The organism is Planococcus ruber, from assembly GCF_022819085.1.
GTDB lineage: Bacteria > Bacillota > Bacilli > Bacillales_A > Planococcaceae > Planococcus > Planococcus ruber.
Genome location: NZ_JALHAG010000001.1, coordinates 1,035,809 through 1,053,321 on the forward strand (window position 1 = coordinate 1,035,809; position 17,513 = coordinate 1,053,321).

The 17,513-nt window shown below is 44.3% G+C and carries 20 protein-coding genes and 1 riboswitch; of the genes, 15 read left to right on the plus strand and 5 right to left on the minus strand.

The genetic code is table 11. From position 1 onward, the window contains the following. The first annotated feature begins 191 nt into the window (after window positions 1-191). The 10 genes from MTR82_RS05285 to MTR82_RS05330 all read left to right on the plus strand — a co-directional run bounded on the left by MTR82_RS05285 (window position 192) and on the right by MTR82_RS05330 (window position 9,119). A complete protein-coding gene (locus MTR82_RS05285) occupies window positions 192-1,436 on the plus strand; it encodes a dicarboxylate/amino acid:cation symporter (RefSeq protein ID WP_246808146.1) in 1,245 nt (414 codons plus the stop codon). A gap of 104 nt (window positions 1,437-1,540) precedes the next feature. Beyond that, window positions 1,541-1,810 carry a hypothetical protein gene (locus tag MTR82_RS05290; protein WP_052650470.1) on the plus strand — a complete coding sequence of 90 codons (270 nt, stop codon included), beginning with the start codon at window positions 1,541-1,543 and terminating at the stop codon, window positions 1,808-1,810. Window positions 1,811-1,993: 183 nt separating this feature from the next. Continuing rightward, a complete protein-coding gene (locus tag MTR82_RS05295) occupies window positions 1,994-2,563 on the plus strand; it encodes a hypothetical protein (RefSeq protein WP_052650472.1) in 570 nt (189 codons plus the stop codon). 1 nt (window position 2,564) lies between these two features. Next, entirely contained in the window at window positions 2,565-3,677 is a 1,113-nt protein-coding gene (locus MTR82_RS05300; protein WP_246808149.1) for an MGDG synthase family glycosyltransferase, read from the plus strand. Window positions 3,678-3,697: 20 nt separating this feature from the next. Then, complete coding sequence (locus MTR82_RS05305) at window positions 3,698-4,288, plus strand: DedA family protein (protein WP_246808151.1); 591 nt, start codon at window positions 3,698-3,700, stop codon at window positions 4,286-4,288. Between the two features lie 41 nt (window positions 4,289-4,329). After that, window positions 4,330-4,438, plus strand: a riboswitch (SAM riboswitch). 100 nt (window positions 4,439-4,538) lie between these two features. Beyond that, window positions 4,539-5,084: an NADPH-dependent FMN reductase gene (gene ssuE, locus MTR82_RS05310; RefSeq protein WP_246808152.1), complete on the plus strand. Its 546-nt coding sequence runs from the start codon at window positions 4,539-4,541 to the stop codon at window positions 5,082-5,084. 31 nt (window positions 5,085-5,115) lie between these two features. Further along, a complete protein-coding gene (locus MTR82_RS05315; RefSeq protein ID WP_246808153.1) occupies window positions 5,116-6,498 on the plus strand; it encodes an LLM class flavin-dependent oxidoreductase in 1,383 nt (460 codons plus the stop codon). A gap of 154 nt (window positions 6,499-6,652) precedes the next feature. Continuing rightward, window positions 6,653-7,375, plus strand: a complete 723-nt coding sequence (locus tag MTR82_RS05320) for a gamma-glutamyl-gamma-aminobutyrate hydrolase family protein (RefSeq protein ID WP_246808154.1) — start codon at window positions 6,653-6,655, stop codon at window positions 7,373-7,375. Continuing rightward, a complete protein-coding gene (locus tag MTR82_RS05325) occupies window positions 7,376-8,335 on the plus strand; it encodes a dipeptidase (RefSeq protein ID WP_246808155.1) in 960 nt (319 codons plus the stop codon). A gap of 10 nt (window positions 8,336-8,345) precedes the next feature. Beyond that, complete coding sequence (locus tag MTR82_RS05330; protein WP_246808156.1) at window positions 8,346-9,119, plus strand: class I SAM-dependent methyltransferase; 774 nt, start codon at window positions 8,346-8,348, stop codon at window positions 9,117-9,119. 36 nt (window positions 9,120-9,155) lie between these two features. Here MTR82_RS05330 and MTR82_RS05335 read toward each other — a convergent pair whose 3' ends face one another. The 4 genes from MTR82_RS05335 to MTR82_RS05350 all read right to left on the minus strand — a co-directional run bounded on the left by MTR82_RS05335 (window position 9,156) and on the right by MTR82_RS05350 (window position 12,664). Next, the gene (locus MTR82_RS05335; protein WP_052650485.1) at window positions 9,156-10,004 is read right to left on the minus strand and encodes a YihY/virulence factor BrkB family protein; all 849 of its coding nucleotides are present in this window, start codon (window positions 10,002-10,004) and stop codon (window positions 9,156-9,158) included. 122 nt (window positions 10,005-10,126) lie between these two features. Further along, window positions 10,127-10,486, minus strand: coding sequence for a YolD-like family protein (locus MTR82_RS05340; RefSeq protein ID WP_246808157.1), 360 nt, complete (start codon window positions 10,484-10,486; stop codon window positions 10,127-10,129). Window positions 10,487-10,641: 155 nt separating this feature from the next. After that, window positions 10,642-11,943 carry a hemolysin family protein gene (locus tag MTR82_RS05345; protein ID WP_246808158.1) on the minus strand — a complete coding sequence of 434 codons (1,302 nt, stop codon included), beginning with the start codon at window positions 11,941-11,943 and terminating at the stop codon, window positions 10,642-10,644. Between the two features lie 94 nt (window positions 11,944-12,037). Beyond that, window positions 12,038-12,664: a YfbR-like 5'-deoxynucleotidase gene (locus MTR82_RS05350; protein ID WP_052650491.1), complete on the minus strand. Its 627-nt coding sequence runs from the start codon at window positions 12,662-12,664 to the stop codon at window positions 12,038-12,040. A gap of 93 nt (window positions 12,665-12,757) precedes the next feature. Here MTR82_RS05350 and MTR82_RS05355 point away from each other — a divergent pair, with 93 nt between their 5' ends. Both MTR82_RS05355 and MTR82_RS05360 read left to right on the plus strand, forming a co-directional pair. Continuing rightward, window positions 12,758-13,237: a metal-dependent hydrolase gene (locus MTR82_RS05355; RefSeq protein ID WP_246808160.1), complete on the plus strand. Its 480-nt coding sequence runs from the start codon at window positions 12,758-12,760 to the stop codon at window positions 13,235-13,237. Window positions 13,238-13,304: 67 nt separating this feature from the next. Next, on the plus strand, window positions 13,305-13,493 hold the full coding sequence (locus tag MTR82_RS05360) for a hypothetical protein (protein WP_246808161.1): 189 nt from the start codon (window positions 13,305-13,307) through the stop codon (window positions 13,491-13,493). Between the two features lie 123 nt (window positions 13,494-13,616). Here the strand turns inward: MTR82_RS05360 and MTR82_RS05365 are convergent, their stop codons facing one another. Beyond that, window positions 13,617-14,048, minus strand: coding sequence for a hypothetical protein (locus MTR82_RS05365; protein ID WP_052650497.1), 432 nt, complete (start codon window positions 14,046-14,048; stop codon window positions 13,617-13,619). A gap of 290 nt (window positions 14,049-14,338) precedes the next feature. On the opposite strand from MTR82_RS05365, the gene MTR82_RS05370 reads away from it, so the two are divergent. The 3 genes from MTR82_RS05370 (at window position 14,339) to MTR82_RS05380 (ending at window position 17,499) form a co-directional block, all read left to right on the plus strand. Next, window positions 14,339-15,826, plus strand: a complete 1,488-nt coding sequence (locus MTR82_RS05370; protein WP_246808162.1) for a GGDEF domain-containing protein — start codon at window positions 14,339-14,341, stop codon at window positions 15,824-15,826. A 90-nt stretch (window positions 15,827-15,916) separates the two neighbouring features. Further along, window positions 15,917-16,594, plus strand: a complete 678-nt coding sequence (locus MTR82_RS05375; RefSeq protein WP_052650501.1) for an SOS response-associated peptidase — start codon at window positions 15,917-15,919, stop codon at window positions 16,592-16,594. 56 nt (window positions 16,595-16,650) lie between these two features. Further along, window positions 16,651-17,499, plus strand: coding sequence for a patatin-like phospholipase family protein (locus tag MTR82_RS05380; protein WP_246808163.1), 849 nt, complete (start codon window positions 16,651-16,653; stop codon window positions 17,497-17,499). Window positions 17,500-17,513: the final 14 nt, after the last annotated feature.

Here is a 17,513-nt window from a genome sequence, read left to right on the forward strand (position 1 = left end):
AAGAATTTTTTTTTGGATTAAATGAGGAATAGCAAGGGTATAGTAAACAAATTAAAAAAGTCAGAAAAGATACTTTCAATAAATATTACATAAATATGCGAAAATTTTATTAAGGCGTAATGATATTTTACTGTAAAATTTTTTGGTTTTCGGGTAAACTGAACTCTACTCTAAAAAAAGGAAGATGATAGATGAAGAAAAAAAGCTTAACTGTAAAAGTTTTAACTGGATTGGTCTTAGGGGCAATTGTCGGTTTACTCATCAATTTGTTTGCGCCTGGCTCATTTGAGACTTTAAATACATATGTATTTGTCCCTGTTGGACAAATCTTCTTAAGTTTGATCAATATGCTCGTTGTTCCGTTAGTTTTCTTTTCCATTGTCCTTGGGACAGCGGGTCTTGGGGATCCGGCAAAATTGGGACGGATCGGTTTGAAAACGATTACTTACTTTCTGGTGACAACGACAATCGCTATCGTAATTGGCCTTTCGCTGGCATCAGTAATTCAACCAGGGCTTGCTGGCGATTTTGATTTAGAAGGGGCGTCTTTTGAATCTGAAGAAGCGCCATCAGTAGTCGATACTTTATTGAATATTATCCCATCCAATCCGTTAGCTGCGTTGACGGAAGGCAACATGTTGCAAATTATTGTTTTTGCTGTATTTGTTGGTTTGGCTTTAACGGCGTTAAAAGAAAAAACGTCTGGTTTGCTTAAATTGATGGAGCAGGGCAACGAAGTGATGATGTATTTGGTCGGAATCGTGATGAAGTTCGCTCCGTACGGTACATTTGCATTGATTGCAACAGCTGTCGGTTCGCAAGGATTTTCAGCGATGAAAGCGATGGGAGCTTACATGCTGGTCATATTGGCAGCATTAGCACTTCATGCAGCCGTTACTTATGGCGGAACGATCGCCTTTTTAGCTAAGAAAAACCCGATTTGGTTTTTCAAAAAGTTTGCGCCTGCCATGACTGTCGCATTCAGTACGTCAAGCAGTACGGCTACCCTGCCGGTTTCGATGGAGGTAGCTCAAAAAGATTTGGGTGTTCCGAAGTCAGTCAGTTCGTTTGTGCAGCCGCTTGGCGCAACCATCAATATGGATGGGACAGCGATCATGCAAGGCGTAGCAACGATGTTCATCGCGCAAGCTTACGGCATCGATTTGACGGCTATGGAACTGGCGACAGTTGTCTTGACTGCGGTACTCGCAAGTATCGGTACAGCAGGGGTTCCTGGAGTGGGCCTTATCATGCTTGCGATGGTATTGAGCAGTGTAGGCCTTCCGGTAGCAGGAATCGGTTTGGTAATCGGGATTGACCGTCTATTGGATATGACCCGAACTGCGATCAATATTTCAGGCGATGCGGCATGTGCCGTTTATGTAGCAGAAACTGAAGGCAAGAGAGAGATCAGGAAACAAGAAGCAGAAGCGTAAAAAATGACTGTCTCCTTTCGTTTTGCGGCGAAAGGAGGCTGTTTTAAGTTATCTGAAGTTTTGATGATATACTGTCTTTAAAAGCAGAAGCAGGAGGCGAAGAGATGAACGATATCTGGAAAATCCGATACAAATTGCACAATATCCGGGTAGAGAAAAATTTAAGGAGCCAAAAGCTTTATGTAGATGGCGTTCTGCAGGATGAGCAAATCGGTTTTGCGCTGAGTTCAAGATTGTTCGGCAAGCTGAAAAATGAAGACGGAGAAACAGAAGATATTAAAGTTTCCATCGGCATCAAGTGCCTGGAAGCACAATGTTTGATTTTTATAGGAGAAAAATTGATTTATTCCACCAAAGTGCAATGGGAAGGCTGAAGAGAGATGCAGATATGCATCTCTTTTTTTCTTTGGATGAATCAGAATTGCTTACATCTATCTACGCCTCAAGTCCTGCAAGGAAAAAGTCCAGCGCCCGATGCTGTTATTTTCTGCTGAGGCTAAACTGAGAATAACTTATTAGACGTTGCTGGGACAGGCAGCTTAAGAGGAGATGAAGCAATGGATGTCTATATTATTTTCACGGATACCAAAACTCCTTTATCGAAAATGATCAAAGCGTATACACGCCATCCTTACAGTCATGTATCGTTAGCGTTCAGTTCTGATTTGACAGAGGTGTACAGCTTTGGCAGAAAAAATGCAGACAATGCTTTTAACGGCGGCTTTGTAAAAGAGGACATGCACAACCATCTATTTCAGCGTGCACATTGTGCAATTTTCAAATGCCCGGTTGATGCTAAGGGGCTCAAAGCGATGAAGAACTTCGTGTTTGCCATGGAACAGGAGCGCGACCGCTACAAATACAATGTGGCAGGATTGTTTGGAGTGGTGGTGAAACGCGGGTTCGGAGGCGAGAATTCGTTTTTCTGCTCCCAATTTGTAGCAGAAGTGCTGCGTCAAGGCAGAATCGAAATTTCGCAAAAGCCTTCCCGATTAATGATGCCGCGAGATATTTTCTGTGCGGATTTTCTGCAGCTTGCTTATAGTGGCCCCTTATCGTCTTATCCGCCATTGGTTTCTGAACAGCCATGCAAAATGGAAAATACTATGTTGATGGAGGCTCTATAACATGAAAAAAGTACTGATATTTCCGCTATTGAACAGTATGCCTTCCGGCCATCATCAAGTGGCGGAAGCAATGAGTGAATTCATCCGAGACCATACTGGGGAAGTCGAATGCAAAAAGGTGGATTTATTGAGCGAATGGAATGCAAAAGTGGAATCGGTAACTGTTAAGGCCTACTTAAATTGGATACGGAGAGCACCCAATTCGTATGCATGGATTTATCGGCAATTTGCCTATAAATCGTCAAAAGAAAAGAGCCATAAAACGTATGAATGGCTTTTCATGAAAAAAGTCAGCGAGATTTTAGAAAGGGAAAAACCCGATTTAATCATTTGCACACATGGGTTTCCGTCGCTTTTCATCAATAAGTTGAAGAAACAAGGAAAATGCAAAGTCCCTTGCCTGAATGTGTACACGGATTTTTTTGTGAATGATGTATGGGGAAGGGAATGCATCGAATATCATTTTGCTCCAAACGAAGCGATAAAAGGAGCGTTATGCCAGCGCTATGGAATTCCGGAAAACCGTATTTTTGTGACAGGCATACCGGTAAGTGAAAAGTTCAGCCGTCAGGAAGAGCGGCATTCCACTAAACGGCTAACCGTTTTAGTTTCCGGAGGAAGCACGGGACTGAGCGAAGTCTTGAACCAGCTGGATGAAGAGGTTAACGAGGAAAAATGGAATTTTCAAGTTCTATGCGGAACCAATAAAAAACTCCAGCAGAAAATCATCGCTTTAAACCATCCGGCGATCCATGCGATCCCCTACATTTCTTCAAAGGAAATGATGAATGAGCTGTACAGCAAAGCGGATGCTCTTGTGACAAAACCGGGAGGCGTCACCGTCAGCGAAGCGCTGCGGAAAGAGTTGCCGATTTTTATTCCGGCGGCTCTTCCGGGCCAGGAGGAAATCAATCTGGCTTACTTGCTGGAGGAAAAACTGGTGTTTGCAGTGCCTGAAGGACGCAGGCTGATGGATTTTCTAGACGAAACTTTGGCGGATGAGGAAGCCATTGGGCGTTTCCAGAAGCGCATTAAAGCTTATAAAAATTCTTTGAGCCTGAAGAACTCGGATGAAATTTACATGGAGCTCGAAAAGATTTTAGTGGGCAATTAAAGGACTGGAGAGTGGGCGGTATGATTGAAGGAATACTGGCTTTTCTCGAAAGTTTGGGGATGAAAGGATTATTCAGCGTCATGTTTTTGGAAGGATCTTCTTTGCCGTTTCCTGGAGTGGCGCTGGTGATAGCTTATGGCGGATTATTGAATCACGACTTGCCGGCAACCGCTTGGTTGTCGGCAGGACTGGCAGCTTCGTACAGCCTGGCGAGTTTGATTCCCTATTTCCTGGGCAATAAATTCCAAAACATCTTTCAGAGAAAATTCCATAAAGGGTTAAAAAAAGCATCCGATTTGTTTCGCCGCTACGGCATATGGAGCATTGCGATTTCGCGGCCATTCGGCATCGGCAACTACATTTCCTATTTGGCTGGCATAAGCAAAATTCCGCTTGGAAAATATGCGGTGCTGACTTTTATCGGCATTTACCCGTGGTGTTTTGCTATGCTCCGCATTGGGCATTATTTTAACGGGAATTATGAGGCGTTTACATCTTTTATGTCAGCCAGTCCAATTCCCATTTACGGCTATCTGGCTGCTGCCTTGGGAGCAGCGGGCATTTGGCTGTATCTGAAAGCGAAGAGTCAGAATAATAAATTTAAAGCTTGACACCCCTAATCCCTAGTATTATGATAGGCATTAATCGAATAAACTTATCCAGAGAAGCCGAGGGACTGGCCCGTTGACGCTTCAGCAACCTCTGACATTGTCAGAAAGGTGCTAACTCCAGCAAGAAGATTTTTTCTTGAGAGATAAGGACAGGACCTATTAGATTTAATGGCCTTCTTTTCTTGATATCGAGAAAAGGAGGCCATTTTTTATTTTTGAATAAAATTTCTAATCAGAGAGGAAGAATCAGATGAGTGAAGTTGTAATTTTATCAGGCAGTCCTTCAAAGGACTCCAGATCTGAAACAGTATTAAAGCATTTAGGAGGGTTATTGGAGAGGAAAGGAATTTCGGTCACCCATATTTCAGTGAGAGACGTTCCGAAAGACGATTTGTTCGAAGGGCGTTTCGATAGTCCGGCTATCGCTGAAATCAGCGCGTTAATCCACCAGTCACGGGGCATTATTGTAGGATCACCCGTCTATAAAGCAGCCTATTCAGGTGTGCTAAAAGCATTGATTGATCTCTTGCCGCAGGATGTTCTGCAAGCGACTCCGGTCTTGCCGTTGATGACGGGAGGCAGTTCCGCTCACCTTTTAGCACTTGAATATACATTAAAACCGCTGCTTGCGAACTTGAAGGGACAAAATTTGAAAGGAATCTACTTAGTCGACAGCCAAATTGATAAAACGAATCCGCATGAGCCGATCATTGAAGCCCAAGTGGAGCAGCGTTTGAAAAAACAGCTGGATTATTTCTTGGAGATTATTGAAAGACAGCCTGTCACGAGCGCTTAAAACGAAAAGGATTTTTGAGGAGGAGAAGCTATTGGCGAAAAAACGGATTTACTTGAACGCTTTTGACATGAATTGTGCCGGCCATCAATCCCCAGGATTATGGACACATCCAGAAGATCGCTCTCATACGTATAAGACGAGCGAATATTGGATTGAATTGGCAAAGCTTTTGGAACGCGGCGGTTTTGACGCCATTTTTCTGGCAGATGTACTCGGAACCTACGATGTTTATAAAGGCTCACGAGATGCGGCAGTGCGGCAAGGTGCACAGTCTCCGGTAAACGACCCTGCGTTAGTCGTGCCGTTGATGTCTGCCGTAACAAAACATTTAGGCTTCGGCGTTACCGCTTCGACGACTCACGAACATCCTTACACATTTGCGCGCCGGATGTCGACATTGGACCATTTGTCGAATGGCCGCGTCGGCTGGAACATCGTCACTTCCTATTTAAAAAGCGCAGCGCTCAATATCGGGTTGGAGGATCAAGTGAAACACGATGAACGCTACGATATCGCGGCAGAATACTTGGAAGTCTGCTACAAGCTTTGGGAAGGCAGCTGGGAAGAAGACGCCATTGTTTTGGACAAAGTGAATGGCATCTACGCCGATCCGGAAAAAGTCCATGACATCAATCATGAAGGGAAATATTATAAAGTGCCCGGCGCCCATTTAACGGAACCGTCGCCACAGCGGACGCCAGTCCTGTATCAGGCGGGGGCATCCAAAAAAGGAGTGGAATTTGCGGGACAGAATGCAGAATGCGTCTTTATCGGGGCGCCGACCATCCAAGCCGCAAAGCGGTCAGTGGATAAATTGCATGAGCAGATCGAACGTGCAGGCCGGTCCCGTGAAGAAGTGAAGATCTTAACGATGCTGACGCCGATTGTCGGAAAAACGGAAGAAGCGGCATGGGCAAAATACGAAGAGTACAAAAAACATATCAGCCATGAAGGGGCGCTTGCTTTATTCGGCGGATGGACGGGAATTGACTTGTCGAGCTATGCCCCTGACCAGCCCTTGGAATACATTGAGAATGACTCCATCCAATCAGCGTTGGAAAACTTCACAAGAATTGATGCGGAAAAGAAATGGACAGTCGACGACATCAAGGAATTTGTGGGAATCGGCGGCATGAGTGCATATACGGTGGGTTCACCTGAACAGGTCGCTGATACTTTGGAGCAATGGGTGGAAGAAGCCGAAGTGGACGGCTTTAATATTGCCTACGCCATAACACCGGGAACATTCGAAGATTTTATCGAATTGGTGGTGCCGATTTTGCGTGAACGGGGCTTAGTACGGGCTGAATACGAAGGGAGCACATTGCGTGATCGCCTGTTCGGCAAAGGGGACCGGCTGCCTGCCCATCATCATGGAAAAAAGTTTTCCTTGGAGAAAGCAGAAGTTCGTTAAAAACCTTATGCAAATTTAAGGGAAGCCATGGAGAGCCTTTAATGCTCCATGGTTTTTTAGCGTGAAAAAAAAAGAACTTCAATGAATCAGCTAGTAATTTAGCGATTTATTCTGTATGTTTATTATATTCAGATAAAGTAATGGGGGATATAGAATGAGACCGATTATTGGAATTACCGCATCAAAAGAATTAGGGCACGACCATTATTCAATCGAGCAGGCTGATACCGAAGCCATTATGCAGGCAGGGGGGCTGCCAATCATGCTCCCGCATTTGCGGAGAGAAGAGGAAATTGAGCAGATTGCCGAACATATCGACGGTTTGTTTGCAGCAGGCGGATATGACATCGATCCTACCTTATTTGGGGAAGAGCCGCATCCGAATTTAGGTGTGATTATCCCGTCCCGCGATGCTTTTGAACTGCAGCTGATGAAGAAAGTGATGGAACTGGGAAAACCGATTTTAGGGGTTTGCCGAGGCGCACAGATCCTCAATATTGCGGTTGGCGGAGATATGTATCAAGACATCACCGATCAAATCGAAGGGGACTTGCTGCAGCATAAACAGCAAGCGCCGAAATTCCACGGCTCCCATTTCGTTCACGTACCGGAGGGTTCTTTGCTGAACCGGTTGACCGGGAGCGTGAAACTGACAGTGAACAGCCGCCATCACCAAGCGAACCGCCGGGTTCCGGATTCGTTTTTGATCAGCGGCAAGGCAAGCGATGGTGTAATTGAAGCGATTGAAAGCACGGAACACCGTTTTGTCCTCGGTGTCCAGTGGCATCCGGAAAATATGGCGATTGCATCGGATGAAGCTTCTATGAAGATTTTTAAAGGGTTCGTTGAAGCGTGCATGGAAGAAGGGAATGAGTAGATGAAAGTTATTGATACGCATTGTGATGCTTTACTAAAACTTCAGTTAGCCAAACGCGGCACTTTCTACGGCAAAGAACCGTTGAATTTCACGAACTCTGATCAACTTGATACGAATTTTCAGCGTTTGCAGGCAGGCGGCGTCTGCGTTCAGTTCTTCGCGATCTTTTTATATCCGGACCTGCCTGACAATGAAAAATGGCAGCATGCCTTGGAACAAGTAGACCTGTTTTATACAGAAATTCTCGGGAAAAATCCTTCCATGAAGCACATTAAAAAATGGGAAGACATCGACTCGCTGAAGGAAGGAGAGATTGGTGCAGTTCTAACGCTGGAAGGGGCCGATGCGTTTGGCAATGATTTGATGAAATTGCGCCAATTGTACCGTTTAGGTGTACTTTCGATTGGGCTCACCTGGAACAATGCAAATTTATGTGCAGACGGAGCCGGTGAACCAAGAGGCGGCGGTTTGACGCTTCTCGGCAAAGAAGTGGTTCGTTTGAACAATGAACACCGAATTTTCACGGATGTCTCCCATTTATCTGTCAAAGGCTTCTGGGACGTCATGGAACTTGCCGATTATCCGATTGCCAGCCATTCCAATGCACGCGCTTTATGCGATCATCCCCGAAATTTGAACGACGACCAAGCGAAAGCGATGTTTGCCAAGAATGGCATGATCGACGTCGTCTTTTGCCTTCCTTTCATTAAAGAAGGCGGGAAAGATGTGGGAATCGCCGATTTGGTAAAACACATCGATCATTTCAGCAGTTTAGGCGGCGTTAAACATATCGGCATCGGGTCGGATTTCGATGGCATAGACGCCTATATGAAAAATTTAAATAATGCTTCGGAATTCCAGAATTTGATCAATGAGCTGCAAAAGCACTTCAGTGAGAGCGAAGTGGAAGGCTTTGCTTACCGAAACTTTTTGGAGCACCGTCCGGCAGCTAGAAGATGAGGGAAGTATAATGGAAAATACAGCAAAAGAAAAGGTGAAGGAAATATTCGGGAAGAATGCGGATAAATACGTGACGAGCGATATCCATGCAAAAGGTGATGATTTGGCCTTGCTGGTGGATTGGCTGAAGCCGAAAGAAACCTGGACGGTTCTGGACATTGCCACAGGAGGCGGCCACGTATCAAAAACTCTGGCTCCTCATACATCTCAAGTCATTTCGACTGATTTGACAGAAGCCATGCTTGAAAATACGGCAAAGCATCTGCGGGCAGAATATCAAAATATATTTTACGTAGTGGCGGATGCAGAAAGCCTGCCATTTTTAAATGGCACATTTGATGCGGCAGTTTGCCGGATAGCGCCGCACCATTTTCCGCATCCCGAAAAGTTTATTGCTGAAACTGCCCGGGTGCTGAAAGCCGGCGGAAGGTTTGTGCTGATCGATAATACGGCTCCGGAAAAAGAAGAGCTCGCGGAATTCATGAACATGACCGAGAAGCTCCGGGATGATAGCCATGGAAGATGTTTGTCCAAAACAGAATGGCGGCAGCTCTTGCAAGAACACGGATTAGAGGAAATCCAGTCCGCGGACCGTAAAAAAACATTCCAATTTCCTTCCTGGGTGAGGCGGACAGCAGAGACGGAGGAGCAAATCGAACAAGTTCGCCGCCACCTCTTATCAGCTACCGAAGAAGAATTGAATTATTTTCAAATACGGCAGCAGCATCAGGAAATTGAAAGCTTCGCCATCGATGAATGGATGGTTTTAGCCGAGAAAAAATAAAGAAAACACCGGACCCATGCGAGTCCGGTGTTTTTGCTATTCTTCATAGACTTGCGCAGGCGCATTTTTTACATTTTTTCGTCTATGCAATATGGCATTGATTTCGGCTCCGATGACTAAGATCAGTCCGGTCAGGAAGAACCAAAGCATTAAGACGATCAAGCCGCCAAGGCTTCCATAAGTTGCGGAATAGCTGCCGAAATTAGCAACGTAGAACGAAAAGCCGAGGGAGACAACTTGCCATAAAACCGTAGCAATGACTGCCCCAATGATTACTTCTTTAAAAGGGAAATGCTTGTTCGGCGCAAATTTATAAAGGAACGCTAAAACGATGCTCATGACGGCAATGGAAATCACCCAGCGAAGAACTTGGAAAATGATTTCCGTTTGGGACGGCAAATTCAGGAAAGAGCTGATTGAGTCAATAATAGCTCCCCCAAAAATCGGCAGCACTAAAGCGATAATGACTGCCACCAGCATGAACAGCGTCAAGATAATCGCTGTCCCTTTGAGTTTGATGAAAGAACGGCTTTCTTCTACATCATAGGCTTGGTTAGTTGCTTCGATAAAAGCGGTCATCGCATTGGAAGCCGACCAAAGCGTACCGAGAATACCAAATGTCAACAATCCGCCGGAAGGAGTGGTCACAACACTGACAATAGTATCTTCGAAGGTGTTCGCGACTTCTCCGGGAAGAATAGTGCCGATGAAATCCATTACCCGGTTGGGGTCTAGCTGAAGGTAAGGAAGAATTGCGAGTAAAAGGATCAATAAAGGTACAATTGCGAGTAAATAATAATAGGCCTGTGCAGCAGCAAGCGTCGTCGCATGGTCTTTCTTGAATTCGCCTGCCAGCTCTTTGGCAATTGATACAGCTTTGCTCATAGCTTTAACCTCCTGTAGTTGAAATTAGTTATTCATTATATGCCCTATCTTAGGAGGGTTTAACCCTAAATGAGGAAAGAAGCGGCATGGTAGGCCTACCATGCCGCTTCTTAGGTTATAGGCTATTCGATTGTTTTTGCGCCAATAATTTCTGCAAAGGAAATCCTCTCGCTTTGCAGCCCTATGTCCAAGAAGAGGAATTTGGCATTCAAGTCGACGGCGGCAATGGTACCGGTAAAAACTTGGGACTGGCTGCGCCAAAGGCGGATCTCAATGGCACATTGCCGAACCACTGCAAGGTGAATTTCTTCGTAGATGGCTTCGAGGTCAAAAGCGTCCAAATCGGGCTTTTTATTGAAAGGATCCTCTTTTTGCCAATCCCGCAGCATCTGCACATGCTCCGGCAGCATCATGGCTGTCCACTTGATCCCTCCCCGGTCTTTAATTTGGCCATTTAGCGTCAATTGTTTGTTAATCTTCATCGTTGACCCCTCCTTGTAAAAAAAGATAGAACGTTTGTTCTTATATTATAGAAAAGGTAAGGAAAGGTCAAATAAGAACAGGGAAGAGGGAAACACTGTCTTTCTTAAAACACAAAAAATCCCCTGAATGGTCAGGGGATTTTCTGCGAAATCGGTTAATCTCTTAGAATGTCTACAGCCACTTTTGAGATGTGGTGATTATCCATTTCCAGGATAGACCAGCGATGGCCGGCTTTTTCAATGACATCTCCGGTTTCAGCTTCAATGAGTTGATGCTGGATCCAACCGGCAATGGTGTCGATGTCTTCGCTGTCGTCAAATTCCAAATTAAAGCGTTCGTGAAGGTCTTTCAAGAGTACGCGTCCATTTAAAATATAGCGGTCATTGCTTTCTTTAATAATTTCAGCTTCTTCTTCATCGTCAAATTCATCGCGAATCTCCCCGACTATTTCCTCGAGAATGTCTTCCATCGTGATAATGCCGGACGTCCCACCGTATTCATCAATGACTAATGCGATATGAGTGCGGTCTTTCTGCATTTTCATCAGGGCGGTCTGAAGCGGCGTCGTTTCATGGAAATAAGGAAGATCGTGGATAAACTCTTCCATTTGAACGTCGCCGGCCACTGCGAAATGCGTCAAGATTTCCTTGGCGTTGATAAAACCGATCAAATCATCTTTATCGCCATGATTGGCAATCGGATAGCGCGTATATCGATGTTCGCGCAGTTCCCCGAGCAATTCTTCGCAGCTCAAATCTTGCGGAAACGCTACGATTTGAGTACGGGGAACCATGACATCTTTTGCGCTGCGTTCGTCGAATGCAAAAATGTTCTGCATAAAAGACAATTCGGTTTGGTTGATTTCGCCGCTTTGGAAACTTTGGGCCATGATGATCTTCAATTCTTCTTCTGAGTGGGCTTGTTCTTCTTTCGCCGGCTGAACACCGAAAATGCGCAAGAATACACGGGCAGAGCCATTCAACAAGAAAATGAATGGTGCCATAATCTTGCCGAACCAATAAAGAGGCGGGCTCAAAAACAACGTCATACGTTCTGCAAATTGAAGAGCCAGTGATTTTGGCGCCATTTCTCCAATGACGACATGCAAGAAAGTCACAAGAGAGAAAGCCAACACAAAAGAAATGACAATGGAAACAGAATTAGGCACACCGAGCGTTTCAAAAAGCGGGTGCAAAAGGCGTTCAATGGTCGGTTCTCCGAGCCACCCGAGTCCGAGTGCCGTCACCGTAATCCCAAGCTGGCAAGCGGAAAGATAATAATCCAGGTTGCCGACGACTTTTTTTACAAGGACGGCTTTCCTATTGCCTTCTTCAATCAATTGTTCGATGCGGGACATCCGGACTTTAACGACGGCAAATTCTGCGCCGACAAAAAAGGCGGTTAACGCGATTAATAAAACGAGTAAAGCTAAATTCACTAAAAGTATGGGGTCCAATAAATTCCCTTAACTAAGGGATTCACCTCCGAGATTTTTTGGTATTATGAACAATTTAACATAATTTGACCCGGAAATATATAAGGAGCTCCTTTTAATCCTCTAGCACTTGCCGCGTGATCTCTTTAATGTCAATGACGGTTTCTTCACTTATTACATCATCGAGCATCACTTCACGGAAATAAGTGACGCTTGCTTTTAACGGAATGGCCAGCAATTTTTTTAGCGCGATGCGGTACATGGCGACAAATTCCTTGTCGGCGTTGCCTCTTTTCAATTCTGCGAACGATTCGTAAAATTGGTCCAGCTTGTCTGCCATTTCCAGCAGGCGGCCTTCAATGGTCGCGTCTTTGCCTTCCTTCATCCGATCAAAAAATACGTCTTGGAATTCTTCCGGGATTTCGCGCAGGATGAATTTCTCCATCATGCCTTCCTCCACTTTAGCAATCATTTCTTTGAGTTCGGGCGAAGAGTGTTTGACCGGCGTTTTGATGTCCCCGATAAAGACTTCTGCAAAATCGTGATTGATGGTTTTTTCATACAAGGATTTCCAATCGATGGTTTGGCCATCGCGTTCTTCGATTGTAGCGAAAAACAACGCATATTGGCTGACTTTCCAGGAATGAGCCGCCACATTGTGCTCTTCAAATTTAAATCTTCCAGGAGCGCGGATAATCCGCTCCAAATCGTTTAATGAAGTAAAAAACTTATGAATTCCCATTCCCTCTACTCCTTTATTATTTTCTATACCAACACCATACCCCATTTTGCGTATAATGAAATAGACATTCTAAAAAAAGGGGAATAATCAAGTATGACAGGAAAAACACACATCACGGGGGGCATTGCAGCAAGTCTTGCTTTTGCCCAAATCACAAATTATGATCCTGTCGTACTGCTCATATCCGGAGTGGCAGGGGCAATTTTGCCGGATATTTGCCACGGAGGCAGTAAAATCGGAAGAACGTTTCCAGTTCTTTCAAAAGTGGTCAATAAATTATTCGGGCATCGCACTTTTACGCACAGCCTGTTGTTTCTAGTGCTGATGGCCGTCTTATTGAATGCTTTTGGAGTGGACGAAGCGGTCACTGCGGGGCTGCTTGTTGGCATGGCAAGCCATTACGTATTGGACATGGCAACGAAGAATGGGATCAAGCTTTTTTTTCCGCTGAAAATGACCGTCCGCTTTCCGGTCACGACAACTACAGGCGGCACAGTTGAATATCTTGTTTTCGCAGCACTCTCAGTGTTGGTCGTTTACTTTGGATACGACATATTCTTATCTTATTTTTAAAAAAATCATTGTTTTATAAAAGGCGAAGTGGGAATACTCCTTGAAAATGGATAGAGGAGGAGAAGTTATGGGCAAAGATAATTTTTCTGATGAGCGGCATCCAAGAGAAGAAGGGAACCGAAGAGAACGCGAAGAATATGAAAGCATTGAGCAAGAATCTGCAGAAGATGGAAAAGAAATGGAAAAAAGAGGGGCTCACAGCAATGAGGGGGTTGGCGATGAACAGAATCCCATCAGTGAGCCGGAAGAAGAATAATCGAAAAAGCAAAGCAGGCCAAATGGGTGCTTTGCTTTTTTTATGGAAATAAATTGGAAAGCTGGCATTCTTGTGTATCTGCCCGCAAAAAATCCCGCAATAATCATTCATTGCGGGACACCGTTATATTTTTTTAAAGAATGAAATGATTTGCTTTTTCGAAGGCTCTTGCAGCCGGTAGCGAAGTTCTTTGTTTTGTGTATTTACCAGATGGTAAGCAGGATTCTCAGCAACAGTGAATTTCCAATGCGGCTTCGTGTTTTTCTTTTGGATCTGCAACTCTGGCGGCATCATTTTTGTTCGGAAACTTTCAAGTTTTGCCATTAAAAAGGTATCCATATACCGTACGATTAAAAAGCCTTGCTGACGCTCAGGATCAAACTTAGCCAAGTTGAATTCACTGATATCAAATCCCTTTTCGTAACGCTGAACCGATGGAGACAATACAAAACAATCTTCGTTCGTAAAGATAGTTGAATTCCCTTGCTGTTTCAGCCCAAGTTCTTCTACCAGAAAATCTTTATTGACCAGACTCATTTCTCGTGCAGTAGCCATGTAATTCCTCCTATTAAACTAATGATATCTCCATTATACCACTCTTTCGTTCGGAAATGGGCAAAGATTGCCGTTTCGTCAGGCTTTCGCATCTAATGGGCTAAAGGATTGCCAAAAGATTTGAATTTTTTCTGAAAATGGCATATTTTATCGTTCTGGAAGAAATGATAGAAGAAAGTGAAAAGACAACAGAATAAAGTGGAAAACTCAAAATAAAAACCGTTCTAATTTGTAAATTAAATAGTATAATAGTCTTGGTAGTTTTGAATTAGTTAGAGGAGGCTGCAAAATTGATCCGGAATTTCAAAATACGCTTAACTTTAATCATTCTCGTATTTTCGATAATAGTTTCTTTTTCTGTAGCTTTCCTCAACTTTCGCCAAATGGAAAAGCTAGCGGAAAGAGAATATTCGGAAAAACTGCAATTAGTAGAGGAAACAGTATTCAATTCCTTAAAATCCGTAGACGGCGCTTACGAATTATTTGATACGGAGATTACAGACCGCATGAAATGGAACAGTGAAGAATTGCTTAAACGCTATTCAGAGAATCCGGATGTAAAGAGCTGGGATTTGATTGTCTTAAAACAAAAGTTCAATATGGATATTTATGTCATTGATTCCCGCGATAAGATAGTCCAAAGTACGGATGTTTCCATAGCCGAAAAGGAAACGGAACGCCTTTTTTCTAATCTCGATGAACGGCGAAACGGTTTGGCTTTTATAGAGGAACCGATGAAGCTGCAGCAAAAAGATGGAGAAATTAAGAAATACGGCTATGTGCCTTCACCGGACCATGAATATCTATTTGTCCTCGCCTATTCTATAAGCGATAAAACCATTTACCACACATTCAATTTTTTGGTGGCAGCCGAGGAACTGATTTACACCCATGATTCCTTGAATGCCATACACATTTATGAAACGGACGGCTCCTTGGTGGATGGAGCAAGAACGATGGAAGACGATGAAAATCCCGTCATTGCCGAGTCGAAAAAAGCGGTTTTTGAAAATGTCCTCGCCAATGGAAAAACATTGGAGATGGAGGGAGAGTGGGAAGGCGGCGACGTCTTCTACCGCTATATTCCATACACGGCTTTAAACAGCCAAGGGATGCCGGTCCAGCGAATTATCGAGATGGTGCGCAATGACCAGGAGCTGAAAGCGGTATCGATGGAATATAAACAAAACTTCATTTGGTCGCTGCTGCTCATTTTGGCAATGGCCATCATTCTTTCTTATTTAATCGCACATTGGTTAGCGCGTCCGATTTATTTAGCTTTCCATGACAGCCTCACAGGCTTAAAAAACCGGGCTGCATTTGATGATTGCCTGAAAGCGCTATTGCAGAAGAAAGACAGCAAACCCGTGTTGATGATGATGGATTTAGACAATTTTAAACTGGTCAATGACTTTCTTGGGCATGACGGAGGCGACGGGTTTTTAATGCGGACCGCTGCAATTATCCAGCATCATGCCGGGAGAGAAATTGTGGCAGCAAGGCTTGGTGGAGATGAATTCGCGGTTATTTTTCCGGAGGCACACCAGGAAACGATTGAACGTACAGCTTCGCTGTTAATCCGCGAAATGCGGACGCTGATGCTGCAGGAGCCTGGAACCGATGCAATTGATGTAACCGTCAGTATTGGCATCGCCTTCGGCCAAGAAAATGATGACGCAGAAACTTTATATAAAAAGGCGGATCTCGCGCTATACGAATCCAAAAATTTTGGTAAGAACCAGTATCGCTTTTTTACAGGAGATGCGATAAATGTATAGGCAGGTAAATAAGATGGAAATAACAAAAAACAAACAATTCTGTTATATTGGATAATAAGGAACCGACTTCATTGAAAGAAGGGATTCAATATGTGCGGAAGATATTCGTTATATGCAGACTACAGTGCCATATTGCAGCGTTTCGATATTGAAGAAGCCGCTATACGTGAAGAGGATTACCAGCCAAGCTACAATATTGCGCCAAGCCACCAAGTGTTGGCGGTCGTTAACGACGGCTCGAAAAACCGATTGGGTTTGCTCAGATGGGGATTGATCCCGCCTTGGGCTAAAGATGAAAAAGTAGGATATAAAATGATCAACGCACGAGCGGAAACCGCAGCCGAAAAACCGAGTTTCCGCAATGCGTTCAAGAAAAAACGCTGTCTTGTAGTAGCCGATTCTTTTTTCGAATGGCAGCGGAACGGTTCCGGAAAAACGCCGATGCGCATCAAGCTTAAATCAGAAGAGCCTTTTGCTTTTGCGGCTTTATGGGAATCTTGGAAGTCGCCGGATGGAAAAACCGTAAATACTTGTTCAATTTTAACGACCAAACCGAATGATTTAATGGCGGCTATCCATGACCGTATGCCAGTCGTATTAACGAAGGAAGCTGAAAAAATATGGCTGGATCCTAAAGTGCAAGACCCGGAGATACTTGGAGAATTATTGAAACCTTTTAATCCGGAAGAAATGGAAGCTTATGAAGTATCTGAAGCGGTGAATTCACCCAAAAACAATGGGCCGGAATTAATTGAGAAAATAGGGTGAAAGCAGGCTGGCAGAAAATTTGCCGGCTTTTTTTGCATAGGAAAGGGCGGTGTGCCATGAAAAGCGGTTTGATTTTAGAAGGCGGCGGCATGAGAGGGGTTTATACAGGCGGTGTTTTAGAGCGGTTTTTAGAGGAGGCAGTTTTTGTAGATTATATCATCGGCGTATCTGCAGGAGCGTGCAATGCCTCATCTTATGTTTCCCGCCAAATGGGGAGAAACCGTGAAGTCACCATCGGCTACGTGCAGCACCCTGATTATATTTCCGTGAAGAATTTGTTGCTGAAAAGAGAGCTGTTTGGCATGAATTTGATCTTTGATGAAATCCCAAACCGGCTTGTGCCGTTTGATTATGCAGAATTTCAAAAAGCGACGGAAGAATTTGTAGTCGGAACCACCGACTGCATGACAGGTGAAGCGGTCTATTTTGAAAAGCGGGATTATCCGGCAGATGTTTTATCCATTGTTCGGGCGTCCAGCTCTTTGCCTTTTATGGCGAAGCCGGTAGAATTCGAAGGCCGCCTTTTAATGGACGGCGGGGTAGCAGATCCGATTCCCATCCGAAAAGCGCTTGAGGACGGGGTGACAAAACCGATTATCGTATTGACCAAAGAAAGGGGCTACCGGAAAAAAAGAAATTCTTTCGCTCGTTTAATGCCGGCTTTTTACCGCCAGTTTCCTGGCATCATCAAAAGTATGGAAAATTGGTATCTCCGCTACAACGAAACAATGGAATTTATCGAACAGCTGGAAGCGGAAGGGAAAGCAATTATTATCCAACCTTCAAGGTTCATAAAAATGACCGGGATGGAGCGGGACGTCGAGAAGCTTACAGAGCTTTATGAACTAGGCTATCACGATACAGAGCAGAAGCTGGGAGAAATCCAGCGTTTTCTCCATTCATGACCGGAAGAAAGCCG